The following is a 12,640-nucleotide window of genomic DNA, read 5'->3' on the forward strand; positions in this document are numbered from 1 at the left end:
TCGACACGTTGACCGCGCGCATCAAACAGCGACATGAAGGCAAGCTCCATGACCATTTCACCCGCCACCAAGCTCGACGATGAACGCCTGCTGGTGTTGCTGGCGCAAGCTTTGGTGAGCCAGCCTCGTGCAACCCTGCAGGAACTGGCCCAGGCCGTCGGTGTCAGCAAAGCCACCCTTTACCGGTTTTGCCGCACGCGCGAGGAGCTGGTGGACCGCTTGATGTCGCATGGCGCCCAGGTCATGCACCGCGCACTGGCATACGCAGCGGTGGATGACGGCGCACCAGTGGATGCGCTGCGCCGCGTCATTCAAGGCCTGTTAGAACACAGAGAAATGGCAGCCTTCCTCACCTTCTACTGGAGACCGGACTCAGAAAAGGACACGCGTTGGGCCATCCTGTGGAACGAATTCGAGGAGAAGATGGATGCGTTTTTTCTCAGAGGGCAACGTGAAGGCGTCTTCCGCATCGACATCAGCGCACCAGCCATGATGGAGGCACTCATCTCATTGGTGACGGGAATGGTCGATGCCGAGCGCCGGGGACGCGTGGCGCGGGCTGGGTTGTCGGGGATGGTGGAGACACTGTTCATGCGTGGCGCTTTGGCGCAGGCACAGGCTTGATTCCGCAGACCGGCGAGTAACGGGCTCGGCCTTGCCTCAGTCGCCTTGCAGCAGCGGCGACCGAAGAATGATCTGCGCCGTGGCCAGCAGGTGCTGCTCAAGCGCCGCGAAGGTGCTGGCCTGGTCGCGGCGCAGTGCGGCTTCCATGATCTGGCGGTGTTCGTTGCGCACGTCGCGTTCGTCCGTGCTCAGGGGTACGGACAGGCGGCGGTAACGCTCGCTTTGCTCGTACAGCATGTGGCGCATGCGCAGCAGCCACTGATTGGGGCAAGCGCTGACCAGCGCCTCATGAAACTCGCCGTGGGCATCGTTCCAGGGTTTGGTGGACCGCGCTTCGACGTCCGAGGTTTGCGACTGCAGCCGCTCCATGCGGTGGGCGGCCGCAACGATGCGTGTCTCCCACTCCACATCGCCATGCCGCATGGCCTGGCCCAGGCACAGGCATTCCATTTCGACCCGGGCGCGCGTCAGGTCAAGCAGTTCGTCTTTGCTGACTGGCGCCACGCGGTAGCCGCGGTGCGACTCGCCAATCACCATGCCCTCGGCGCCCAGGCGGGACAACGCCTCGCGCACGGCGCCCAGGCTCAGTTCGAACCGTTCTTCCAGCGCCTTGATGTTCAGCTTCGCGCCCGGCGTCAGTCGCCCGTCCAGGATTTCGGTGCGGATCAGGTCGCAGGCGGTTTCGGCCTGGGTGCGCTTGTTCAACGTAATCGAGGTGGTCAGCATGGCGGTCGGATTGTATGCGGGAATGTACCAACTGCAGAATAATAGATTATTCGTTCAAATATCTATCAGCGCAGACGGTACTCACCACGGTGCGCTCCTACCAGGAGAACAAATGAAGTTGGTTCGTTTTCAATCGCACGGGCACCAGGGCTGGGCCGTGTGGCATGCCGCCACCACCGCGTGGCGCGGCACCACCCACAACCAGCCCGGCTACCCGGGCGACGTGGACGACCTGATCCGCCAGGGCCGTGCCGCCCTGGATGCCGCAGCCCTCGCGATGGCGCGGCAGCCCGTGGTGGACCTGGACGCGGTGCAGTTCCTGGCACCCGTCGCCCACCCCGCCAAGATCATCTGCGTGGGCCTGAACTACCGCGACCACACCGCCGAAAGCGGCTTTGTGCAGCCGCCCTACCCCACGCTGTTTGCACGTTTCAACTCCAGCGTCACTGCGCACAACGCGCCCTTGCTGCACACCGAGCTGTCAGACACGCTGGACTTTGAAGGCGAACTGGTGGTGGTGATTGGCACGGGCGGCTACCGCATCACGCGTGAAAACGCGCTGTCGCACGTGCTGGGCTATTCGGTGTTCAACGACGGCAGCGTGCGCGAATACCAGTTCAAGACCCCGCAATGGACGATGGGTAAGAACTTTGACGGCACCGGCGCGTTCGGCCCCTGCATGGTCACCGCCGACGAGCTGCCGCCCGGTGCCCGCGGCCTGCTGCTGGAAACGCGCCTGAACGGCCAGACCGTGCAGTCCGCCAACACCAGCGACATGGTGTTCGACGTCGAATCGCTCATCGTCACCATCAGCGAGGCCATCACGCTCGAAGCGGGCGACCTGATCGTGGCTGGCACCCCGGCAGGCATTGGCCATGCCCGCGAGCCGCGCCTGTACATGAAACCCGGCGACATCTGCGAGGTGGAAATCGAACGCATCGGCCTGCTGCGCAACCGGGTGCAAAGCGCCGCCACAGCCCCCCAAACCCCGGCCCCAGCCCAACCCCTAGAGGAGACAACATCATGAAGATGAAGACCACGCGACTGCACCGTTTTCTTTGCGCCGCCGTTCTGGGCGCCGCTGCCACGCTGGCAGTCACCGCTGCCCACGCGCAGGACGTCAAGGCGCGCACTGCCCGCTTCGGCCATGGCCTTGCAGACGCCCACCCCGCGGGCCAGGCGGCCAAGCAGTTCGCCGCCGACATGGACCAGGCCACGGGCGGCAAGATGAAGATCGCCGTCATCGCCAACCAAGCCCTGGGCCCCGACCCGCAGATGCTGGGCGCGCTGCAAGGCGGCGTGCAGGAGTTCTATACCGGCAGCGCGCTGGCGTTGCTGGGCCAGGTCAAAGAGCTGGGGTTTCAGGATGTGCCCTTCCTTTTCAACACCGAGGCCGAGGCGCATGCGGTGTTTGACGGCCCTGTGGGCCAGTACCTCAACAACAAGCTCAACGGCGTGGGCATCCACGTGCTGGGCTGGTGGGAGAACGGGTTTCGGCACATCACCAACTCGCGCCGCCCGGTCAACAAGATCGACGACCTCAAGGGCCTGAAGCTGCGCACCCAGCCCAACCCGCTCACGCTGGATGCCTTCAAGGCCATTGGCGCCAACGCATCGCCGCTGCCATGGTCCGAACTTTTCGTGGCGCTGGAGACCAAGGCGTTTGACGGGCAGGAGAACCCCGTAGTGCTGATGTACACCCAGCGCTTTTACGAAGTGCAAAAGTACATGACGCTGTCGGGCCACGTGTATTCGCCGCTGATCTTTGCCGTGTCAAAGAAGTTCTGGGACAGCCTCTCTCCCGATGAACAAAAGATGATGAACACCGCCGCGCGCAAGGCCACGGAGTTCCAGCGCAAGTCCACCGCCGCTGAGGCAGGCACGGCCCTGCAGGGCATGAAGGACAAGGGCGTGCAGGTCACCCAGTTCTCTGAAGCCGATCTGCAGGTCATCCGCGACCGCGTGCCACCAGCGATTGCGCCGCACCTCGAAAAGATCGGTCCAGAGTTCATGACCCTGGTGCGCACCGAGATCGGCAAAGCCCGCGCCAAGTAGTTCGATCAAAGGCCACAGCGCTTTTTGCCACCAGCCCGCGCTCAGGGTCAGTCCTCAGAGCGCGGGCTGCATTTTCGACATTCACCCACCGCCATGAACGCCCGCCTGCCCCTGCCTTTGCCCCCTGCCTTTCTGGAATCGCTTGGCCAGCTTCTGGGCCAGCGCCTGTCCACCAGCCCCTCCGTGTGCGCGCACCACGGGCGAGATGAGTCCATCTTTGCCGCCATGCCGCCCGACGCCGTGGCCTATGCGCGCAGCATCGACGAAGTGGTGGCCATCGTGCGGCTGTGCAAACAGCACCGCGTGCCGCTGGTGCCCTATGGCGCGGGCTCTTCGCTGGAAGGCCACACCCTGGCCACCCAGGGCGGACTGACGCTGAACCTGCAGCAGATGGACCAGGTCATCGCCATCCACGCGGACGACCAATGCGCCACCGTGCAGCCGGGGGTCACCCGCAAGGCACTGAACGCGGCGCTGCGTGACGAAGGGCTGTTCTTCCCCATCGACCCGGGGGCGGACGCCACCATTGGCGGTATGTGCGCCACCCGTGCCAGCGGCACCAACGCCGTGCGCTACGGCACCATGCGCGAGAACGTGTTGAACCTGACCGTGGTGACGGCAGATGGCGAGGTCATCACCACAGCACGCCGCGCCAAAAAGTCCGCCGCAGGCTACGACCTGACGCGGCTGTTCATAGGGTCTGAAGGCACGCTGGGCGTGATCGTGCAAGCCACGGTGCGCCTGTACCCATTGCCAGAAAGCGTGATGGCAGCGGTCTGCGCATTTCCAGACATTCATTCCGCCGTCGATGTAGTCACCCAGACCATTCAGCTGGGCGTGCCCATTGCCCGTTGCGAGTTTGTAGATGCCGTTGCCATCCGGGCACTCAACCTGTACAGCAAGACCGGGCTGCCAGAGCAACCCCACCTGTTCTTTGAGTTCCACGGCAGCGAATCCGGCGTGCGCGAGCAGGTGGCCGTGGTGCAGGCCCTGGCGCAGGACGGCGGTGGCGCGCAGTTCCAGTGGTCTGGCACGCCCGAAGAGCGCACGCGGCTTTGGGAGGCGCGCCACAACGTCTACTTTGCGGCCCTGCAGCTGCGCCCTGGCTGCCGATCTGTCGTCACCGACGTGTGTGTGCCCATGTCCCACCTGGCCGACTGCGTGGTGCAGACCGCGCAAGACCTGCAGCAGTCCGGCATCCTGGCGCCCATGGTGGGCCATGTGGGCGATGGCAATTTTCATGTGCAGATGCTGGTGGACGCCAGCGTGCCTGCCGAGGTCGAAGGCGCCGAGGCGCTGAACGCCCGTCTGGTGCAGCGCGCCCTGGCCATGGACGGCACCTGCACCGGCGAGCATGGTGTGGGCTTGCACAAGCAGGGCTTCCTGGTCGATGAACTGGGCCCGGCCGCTGTGGCGGTGATGCGCCAGATCAAGCAGGCCATGGATCCTCACAACCTGCTGAACCCCGGCAAGATCTTCACGTTTGGCAGCCCTGCCAGCCAGCCCTCGGCCGTTGGTCACCTCTAAATACCCACAAAACAAATGCCCCAACTTGGTCTGAAACGACTCATCAACTGGTACTTCAAGGCACTGGATGTCATCCTCGTGCTGTGCTTGGGCGCCATGTGCGTCATGGTGTTTGGCAACGTGGTGCTGCGCCACGTGTTTGACTCAGGCATCAACATATCGGAAGAGCTGTCGCGCTTCATGTTCATCTGGCTCACCTTTTTGGGCGCCATCGTGGCCATGCGTGAGGGCGGGCATCTGGGCATGGACATGCTGGTGCACCGCCTGCGCGGCAAGGCGCTGTTTGTCACGGTGCTGCTGGCCCAGTGCCTGGTGCTGGCCTGCTGCGCGGTGTTTTTGTGGGGCATGCTGCGCCAGCATGCGCTGAACGTGGCCAACATCGGGCTGGTCACGGGCATATCGCTGGGCGTGGTGTATTCGGTGGCGTACCTGTGCGCTGCCTCCATCGGGGTGATGGCGGTGGTCAACATCGTGCGGCTGCTCGCGGGCCGCATCACGGCCGCGTCCCTGGTGGCATCACACGAAGAAAGCGCCGCATGATCGTTGCCATCTTTGTGGTGTCGCTGCTGGCGGCCATGGCACTGGGCGTGCCGATTGCATTTGCGCTGCTGACCTGCAGCATGGCCATGATGGCCTACATGGGCATCTTTGACGCGCAGATCATGGCGCAGAACCTGCTGTCCGGCGCAGACAGCTTTCCGCTCATGGCCATCCCGTTTTTTGTGCTGGCGGGCGAGCTGATGAACGCAGGCGGCATATCGCGGCGCATAGTCAATGTGGCGGGCGCCTGGGTGGGCCACTTCAAGGGTGGCCTGGGGTATGTCGCCATCTTTGCGTGCGTGATCATGGCGTCGCTGTCGGGCTCGGCCATTGCCGACACCGCCGCCGTGGCCGCGCTACTCATCCCCATGATGCGCAAGGCGGGCTACAACATTCCGCGTGCGTCGGGCCTCATTGCCTCGGGCGGCATCATCGCGCCCATCATTCCGCCGTCCATCGGGTTTGTGATGCTGGGCGTGGTGGGCAACATCTCCATCACCAAGCTGTTCATGGCGGGCATCGTGCCCGGGCTGATGATGGCGGTGGCGCTGGTGGCCACCTGGGCGTACCAGGCCAAGCGCGACCACATTCCCCGCGGCGACAAGATGCCCATGCGCGCGCGGCTGTCGGCCACCGTGGCGGGTTTTTGGGCGCTGATGCTGCCGCTGCTCATCGTGGGCGGCCTCAAGGCCGGGTACTTCACCCCCACCGAAGCAGCCGTGGTCGCCGTGTTCTACGCGCTGTTCATCGGGTTTGTGGTGTACCGCGAGCTGCGCGTGTCCATGCTGTACGGCCTGCTGCTAGCCGCAGCCAAGACGTCGGCAGTGGTCATGTTCCTCGTTGCAGCCGCGCAGGTATCGGCGTGGTTGATTGCCGCGGCCAACATCCCCATGGTGGTGGCCGACATGCTGCAGCCCCTGGCCAGCAACCCCGTGCTGCTGATGGCCGCCATCATGGCCATAGTGTTTGTGGTGGGCACCGCGCTGGACTTTGCGCCCACCATCCTCATCCTGGTGCCCGTGCTGATGCCCGTGGTGCGCATGGCGGGGATCGACCCCGTGTACTTTGGCGTGCTGTTCATCATGAACAATGCCATCGGCCTCATCACCCCACCCGTGGGCACGGTGCTGAATGTGGTGTGCGGCGTGGCCAAAGAGCGGATGGAACCGGTCATCCGTGCAGTGCTGCCCTACCTGGCGGCGCAGATGACGGTGTTGTTGCTGCTCATCCTGTTCCCGCAGCTCGTGCTGGCGCCGCTGGCCTTCTTTACCCGCTGACGTTTACTCATGGACTGCTGCAGGCTCGTCCAGCAAAGGCGCGCGGTACACCAGCACCTTCAGCGACCGCTCTTCGTCCACATCGGCAAACACCGCCGGGTTGGCCACGCGCTCCACAAACTGCAGCTCGGGCGCCAGTTCGCGCATCTGGTCCTGCAAAAAAGCCAGGCCCAGCTCGGGCGCGTTCAGGCACAGCAGCGCGTGGCCGCCGGGCGCCAGCAGGTCGGGCAGGCGGCGCATCAGGCGGGCGTAGTCCTTGGTGGCTACAAAGCTGCCCTTTTGGTAGCTGGGCGGGTCGACGATGACCAAGCCATACGGCCCGCTGCGGTTGATCTTGCCCCAGCTGCTGAAAATGTCGTGCGGCAAAAACGCGGCGCCGGTGGTGATGCCGTTGAGCTGGTGGTTTTGCTGGCCCACCGCAATGGCGCCATGGGCCATGTCCACATTCACCACCTGCTTGGCGCCCGCCTGCAGCGCCACCACAGAAAACGCGCAGGTGTAGGCAAACAGGTTCAGCACCTTGAGGCCATAGCGGTCGGTGCTGCGGGCAGCGGCATAGTCGCGCACCCAGCGCCGCCCCTCGGCCATGTCCAGAAACAGGCCGTGGTTTTGGCCGCGCAGCACATGCACGCGGTAGCGCGCGCCCGCCTCGGTTACCCCATGCGGGTCGGGCACGGCACCTGCCATCAGGCGCGTTTCGCTGCGGCCCTCCATGCGCAGGGCCTCGCCTCGGTGCTGAAACACCCAGTTCAGCGGCTCGCCCGCCGGGGCAATCTGCGCCCAGCGCGCCTGCAGCGCGGTGCCAATGGTGGCCAGTTGCTCGTCGGTGGCCGGGGAAAAGCTGGTGACGACGAAAACGGGCGGGTACGCATCCAGCGCCCACTGCTCATCGCCCGGGTGTTTGCCACCCCGGCCATGAAAGACGCGCGTGGCGTCGGTGGGCAAAGGCATGGTGGCAATGGTGTCGAGCAGGGCTTGCATAGAAAAATTTGATTGTTTTTGGCCTCTAGCGCTTATCCATCAAGCGCTAGCAGCTACTATTTGGATAGCAAAAGCCCTTTGCTTGGCAAGGCCGGCTGGCCTCAACTGCCCAGCACAGGAGGCCTTGCGATCAAGCTCGCCAGGATGTCCTCGAACAGCGCATTGCCATCGCCGCCTGTCACGTGCTTCCACTGCACGTGCTGGGTGGTCCTCTGCCGGTGACGCAGGGTTTCCAGCCACACCGCGCGCAGCGGTGTCTTGCAGGTCAATGCCAGCACCAGCAGCGCCATCTGCTGGTGCAAATAAAACGAGCCATGTACGCCCGCTTCACCCGCCTTGAGCACTCCGTTCAGATGGTCTACCGACAGCATCCACTTGCCCACATCTGTCATGCCCTTGAACGAATTCTGGAAGTGCATGCCTTGCCCAGCGCACCATTCGGCCAGGGCCTGGGCGTAGGCCTGAAGGTCGCCTTCGCTGCGCAACGAGTACTGGGCGAGCCGTGGATCGCGTGGTCCATAGAAGTCGCCAAACATCCGTTCATGCTCAGGCATGAATTTCGGATGGATGCGTTCCCGGAGCGCTGGCCCACCGATCTCGTCGAGGCGCTCCAGCCACGCTTCGCGCACCGCAGGCAACCGCCATTGCACTGAGAAGTGCACGATCTGCCTGTCTTGCTCTGATTGCACTTTCACGCTGAATGCCTGCACGGTAGGGCCAAAGGTCCGCTGTACCCAGCGCGTGTGCTCCCACAGCGGGTGCGGCATCACTTCAAACCCGAAAGGCGCCAGCTTTTCCATCAGCGCACCGCAGAGCACGTCCAGCGAATAGCCCACCTTGGTTGGGTCGAACCCCTCGGTAGCCTTTGCGCGCGGTGCGGCCTGCGGCGCCCGCTCGGCGAATGGCTCAGCGCTGCCGTCATCAAAAATGACCTGCCGATCCAGCCGATAAAGCGCCCCGCCCTGCGGCTCCAACAACTGCAACCCCGCATCAGCCGCCACATGGCCCAGCGTGGACAGCACCGTGTCATTCAGTTCGTTGACCTCAACGCCGAGGTTGAGCGGCGAACTGGTCACCGGGCCGAGCGGCAGGCCCTCGGACCAAATGTGGGGCTCCCCCCCTGTGGCATGGGCCGCCAAAGGGTAGTAGCGCTGCACCTCCTGCAGGAACTGATCGAACATGGCTGCCACGCGCGGGGTCACGGGCTTATCACTGTTACAGGCAGCCAGCGCACTGCGCACGTCGGTTGCGGTGACTCGGTCAAAGATCTGGACGATGAAGCTCATGGGGATGATGGGGTTAAGTGGTCAAAAGATGCACAGCACAGCACAGCGCAGGCGATAGACCCTGAAATCATAAGAGCCGCCGCGGGGGTAGCTTCGGGTGTTGATCTGATTTTGAAATCACCCACCGCGCTACGCAGTGCTGCGGGCCGTGAACGGCTCTGCCGCGTATTCCCCGGGCCGCCCCAAGTAAAAAACCGCGTTTGTGCTTTCCGTCAGCAATGCACTACTTCAAACCCAGCCGAGTCAACTTCTTGACCAACCCCACCCGCGATATCCCCAGCCGCCGGGCCGCTTCAGACTGGTTGCCGCCCGCTGCGGCCAGCGTGTCGCGCACCATGCGCACTTCCAGCTCCATCAGTGCGGCGTCCAAAGGCCCGGTGCTGCCTGCAGGGGGCGATGGGTCTGGCTGGGTCTGCGCCATCGGGTCGGGCATATCGCCACTCGCCAGTTGCAGCAGCTCCGCATCTACCTCGCGCTGGTCGGGCATCAGCAAGGCCCCGGCAGACTCCACCACCGCCTTCAATTCGCGCACATTGCCCGGCCATTCGCGCGCCATCAGCCACGCCAGGGCGCTGGCTGACAGGCTGGCCCGCTGCGCCACGCGGTGCAGAAACCGTGTGGCCAGCAGCGGGATGTCGGCGGGGCGCTCTGCCAGCGATGGGGTGCGCAGCACCACGCCTTTGAGGCGGTAGAAAAGGTCTTCGCGGAAGGTGCCTTCCCGCACCATGGCCTCCAGGTCGCGGTGAGTGGCGGCCACCACGCGGGTGTCGGCGCGCTTTTGCACGCGGCCGCCCACGGGCACAAAAGCGCCCTCTTGCAAAAAGCGCAGCAGTTTGACCTGCATGGGCGGTGGCATTTAGCCTACCTCGTCCAGAAACAGCGTGCCGCCGTGCGCGGCCTCCACCAGGCCGGGCTGGTCGCGGTAGGCGCCGGTAAAGCTGCCTTTCATGTGCCCAAAAAGTTCGCTCTCCAGCAACTCTGCCGACAGCGCGCCGCAGTGGATCGCAACAAAGGGCTCGCTCTTGCGGGCGCTGCAGGCGTGCAAGGCGCGGGCCACCAGCTCTTTGCCGGTGCCCGTGGGGCCCAGCACCAGCACGCTGACATGCGTGGGCGCCACGCGGCGCACCAGGGCGCGCAGTTGCACCGTGGCCGCAGCCTGCCTCACCATTCCAAGGTCATCCAGCGCCTGGCCCGCACGCAGGGCCGACAGTTCTGCATCCAGCCGCGCCTTGCGCAGGCCGCGCGCCACCACAAACCGCAGCATGTCGGGGTCGATGGGCTTGGTCAGAAAGTCCCACGCGCCCAGCTCGGTGGCGCGCAGGGCCAGGCCGTGGTCGCCGTGGCCGGTCAGCACCACCACGGGCACGCGGGCAAAACGGGGAATCAGCTCCAACCCGATCTCCGGGTCCATGTGCGGGGGCATGGCCAGGTCCAGCAGCACCAGTTCGGGCGGCTGCTTGGCAAAGGCGGCCAGCGCCTGCTCGCCATCGCCCGCCAGCGTCACCGTGTGGCCCAGGTTGCGCAAAAAGGCGCCGCCCAGGCGCTGAAAGGCGGCCTCATCGTCCACCAGCAGCACATGGCCATTCTGGGGTTCGGCTGCTGCGGCAGGCTCTTGTCCTGGGTTGTCCGTCGCAATTTCGGTCGCGGTGTCTGTGGCGGAAGTTGGCATGGCGGTCATGAAGATGTCGTCAACGGAAAACGGAGCGTGAAACACGTGCTCCACGGCGGGCGCTCGGTCAGCACCACCGAGCCGCCGTGCGCGGCCATGATGCGCGCGACGATGGCCAGGCCCAGCCCGGTGCCGCCCGGGCTGCGCGATGCAAACGGCTCGAACAGGCGGCTGCGGATCTCCACCGGCACGCCGGGGCCCGCGTCGCACACATGCAGCAGCACGGCATCTGCGGTGCGTTCCGCGTCGATGTGGACATGGCTGTGCGTGGCGGCCTTGCTGGGCGTGGCGGGGTCGTCGGTGGCGTCATCGGCGATTGAGGTGGCGATGCGCGCGTTTTCAAACAGGTTGGTCAGCACCTGGTCCACCCGGCGCGGGTCGGCCTGCAGCAGCAAAGGCTGGTCCAGCCCCGCGCCCAGGCTCACGTCGGGCAGGCGCAGGGCGGCGTTGCGCACGTGGGTGGCCAGGTCGATGGTGCTGGGGCTCAGCTTCCAGGGCTTGGCAAAGTCCAGCAGGTCGTGCGTGAGGTTGGAGATGCGGGCCACCTGCTCGGCCACCTCGCGCCGCGTGTCGCCCGGCGCGGCGGCCACGGCCATGGAGATGATGTTGAGCGGGTTGCGGATGTCGTGCGCCACCGTGGCCGCCAGGGTGCCCAGCTCGGCCAGGCGCGCCTGCAGTTGCCGGTCGCGCTCACGCGCGGCGGCGTGCTGGGCCTGCTCCACGCGGGCGGCGGCCTCGGCCACCACGGTGCCAAACAGCTCGGCCACATGGCGCGGGCCGGGCGGTGCGGCGTCCCAGCCTTGCAGCGTGGCGTGCCAGCCGTTGTCACCGCTGCTGTCGTTGCTGCTGCTTCCATTGCTTCCGCGTATGCAGACCAATTGCGGCGTGCTGCTGGCGGGCTGGGGTGGCTCGCCAATGTGCACTTCTACCTGGGTGCCAATGCGGTGGCTCAGCAGTGCAGCGGCCTGCTGCGCCAAGGCCAGCGGTGTCTCGGCAGGCAGCAGCGCGCTGCGCCAGGCGCTCAGGTCGGCAATGGACACGCGCCCGCCGGGGTACACCAGCCGCTCGGCCACACGGCGCACCGGGCCGTTGAGCGCCAGCACACTGGCCGCCACCGCCAGCCCGCCCAGCCAGCGCGACTCGAACGGCAGCAGCGGCGTAAGCGCCACCACCCCTGCCCCCAGCGCCAGCAGCAGCGCCCACACCAGCGCCCTGCGCGCCCAGGCGTTGGCCACAAACACGCCGTACCGCAAGATGCCGTACACCAGAATCAGCGAATACAGCGGCAGGCCCAGCAGCGGAAACGGGTACACCGGCCAGCCCAGCACTGCAATGCCATAGCCCGTAAGGCACAACATGCCCCACAGGCATGACGCAGTGACAGCCGCAATCTGCCGAAACTTCTGCCCGTCGCCCTCCCTGCGCGCGCGCAGCAACGCGTGCAGCAGCACCGACACCCCGCCAATGCCCAGAACCACCCACGCCATGCTGGCCACCCAGCCCACCGTGTCTGCCACGGCAATCCAGCCGATGTCGGGGTGCTGCTCGATATGGCCCGGCACCATCACCATGGCCGCCAGCGTGGCCCCCCCGCCCAAGGCGTAAGCGGCAGCCAACCCGGCGCGGCCAATGTTCACGCGGCAGAACACCACGCAGAAATGAAAGAACAGCACCGACGTGAACGGCGCTGTGGACAGCAAAAACATCATCACCCGCTCGGTCTGGGGCCCCAGCCAGTTGGGCAGCTCGTTGCCCACCATCCACACCGAGATCCCCACCAGAAACGCCGACAGCAGCCGCGCCCCCGCCACCCGGTCGGCAAAGGCCAGCAGCACAGCGGCCAGCACCAGGGTCTCCAGCAGTGCAAACCCGAGAACGGCGTGGATCAGCATGGGTGATGAATCTGTAAACGAAAGGGGATGAAAGGCTGTGAAAGAGGCCGCCAACACGTTGCC

The 12,640-nt window shown here is 65.3% G+C and carries 11 protein-coding genes and 1 pseudogene; 6 read left to right on the plus strand and 6 right to left on the minus strand.

Annotated features, from left to right (window positions below; genetic code table 11):
• Positions 1 to 48 precede the first annotated feature (48 nt).
• Positions 49 to 624 carry a TetR/AcrR family transcriptional regulator gene (locus ACK4OE_RS13570; protein ID WP_409885338.1) on the plus strand — a complete coding sequence of 192 codons (576 nt, stop codon included), beginning with the start codon at positions 49 to 51 and terminating at the stop codon, positions 622 to 624.
• Between the two features lie 36 nt (positions 625 to 660).
• On the opposite strand, the gene ACK4OE_RS13575 is transcribed toward ACK4OE_RS13570, so the two are convergent.
• Positions 661 to 1,350: a GntR family transcriptional regulator gene (locus ACK4OE_RS13575; protein ID WP_409885339.1), complete on the minus strand. Its 690-nt coding sequence runs from the start codon at positions 1,348 to 1,350 to the stop codon at positions 661 to 663.
• Between the two features lie 112 nt (positions 1,351 to 1,462).
• On the opposite strand from ACK4OE_RS13575, the gene ACK4OE_RS13580 reads away from it, so the two are divergent.
• The 5 genes from ACK4OE_RS13580 to ACK4OE_RS13600 all read left to right on the plus strand — a co-directional run bounded on the left by ACK4OE_RS13580 (position 1,463) and on the right by ACK4OE_RS13600 (position 6,749).
• Entirely contained in the window at positions 1,463 to 2,377 is a 915-nt protein-coding gene (locus tag ACK4OE_RS13580) for a fumarylacetoacetate hydrolase family protein (protein WP_409885340.1), read from the plus strand.
• Entirely contained in the window at positions 2,374 to 3,405 is a 1,032-nt protein-coding gene (locus ACK4OE_RS13585; protein ID WP_409885341.1) for a TRAP transporter substrate-binding protein, read from the plus strand. The genes ACK4OE_RS13580 and ACK4OE_RS13585 overlap by 4 nt, the downstream gene beginning before the upstream one ends.
• 93 nt (positions 3,406 to 3,498) lie before the next feature.
• Positions 3,499 to 4,932 (plus strand): FAD-binding oxidoreductase, encoded by a 1,434-nt coding sequence (locus tag ACK4OE_RS13590; RefSeq protein WP_409885342.1) that lies wholly within the window; start codon positions 3,499 to 3,501, stop codon positions 4,930 to 4,932.
• A 15-nt stretch (positions 4,933 to 4,947) separates the two neighbouring features.
• On the plus strand, positions 4,948 to 5,472 hold the full coding sequence (locus ACK4OE_RS13595) for a TRAP transporter small permease (protein WP_409885343.1): 525 nt from the start codon (positions 4,948 to 4,950) through the stop codon (positions 5,470 to 5,472).
• The gene (locus ACK4OE_RS13600) at positions 5,469 to 6,749 is read left to right on the plus strand and encodes a TRAP transporter large permease subunit (protein ID WP_409885344.1); all 1,281 of its coding nucleotides are present in this window, start codon (positions 5,469 to 5,471) and stop codon (positions 6,747 to 6,749) included. The genes ACK4OE_RS13595 and ACK4OE_RS13600 overlap by 4 nt, the downstream gene beginning before the upstream one ends.
• Before the next feature lie 3 nt (positions 6,750 to 6,752).
• On the opposite strand, the gene ACK4OE_RS13605 is transcribed toward ACK4OE_RS13600, so the two are convergent.
• From ACK4OE_RS13605 to ACK4OE_RS13625, 5 genes and pseudogenes are all read right to left on the minus strand, one after another.
• The gene (locus ACK4OE_RS13605; protein WP_409885345.1) at positions 6,753 to 7,730 is read right to left on the minus strand and encodes a class I SAM-dependent methyltransferase; all 978 of its coding nucleotides are present in this window, start codon (positions 7,728 to 7,730) and stop codon (positions 6,753 to 6,755) included.
• A gap of 101 nt (positions 7,731 to 7,831) precedes the next feature.
• Entirely contained in the window at positions 7,832 to 9,016 is a 1,185-nt protein-coding gene (locus tag ACK4OE_RS13610; protein WP_409885346.1) for a hypothetical protein, read from the minus strand.
• Positions 9,017 to 9,239: 223 nt separating this feature from the next.
• Positions 9,240 to 9,572 (minus strand): helix-turn-helix domain-containing protein, encoded by a 333-nt coding sequence (locus tag ACK4OE_RS13615; RefSeq protein WP_409885361.1) that lies wholly within the window; start codon positions 9,570 to 9,572, stop codon positions 9,240 to 9,242.
• A 126-nt stretch (positions 9,573 to 9,698) separates the two neighbouring features.
• Positions 9,699 to 10,694: pseudogene (locus tag ACK4OE_RS13620) on the minus strand (sigma-54-dependent transcriptional regulator); the annotation flags it as partial.
• Complete coding sequence (locus ACK4OE_RS13625; protein ID WP_409885347.1) at positions 10,691 to 12,577, minus strand: ATP-binding protein; 1,887 nt, start codon at positions 12,575 to 12,577, stop codon at positions 10,691 to 10,693. The gene ACK4OE_RS13625 and the pseudogene ACK4OE_RS13620, both read right to left, overlap by 4 nt.
• Positions 12,578 to 12,640: the final 63 nt, after the last annotated feature.

It is taken from the genome of Acidovorax sp. (assembly GCF_046314175.1).
In the GTDB taxonomy this organism is placed as follows: domain Bacteria; phylum Pseudomonadota; class Gammaproteobacteria; order Burkholderiales; family Burkholderiaceae_C; genus Acidovorax.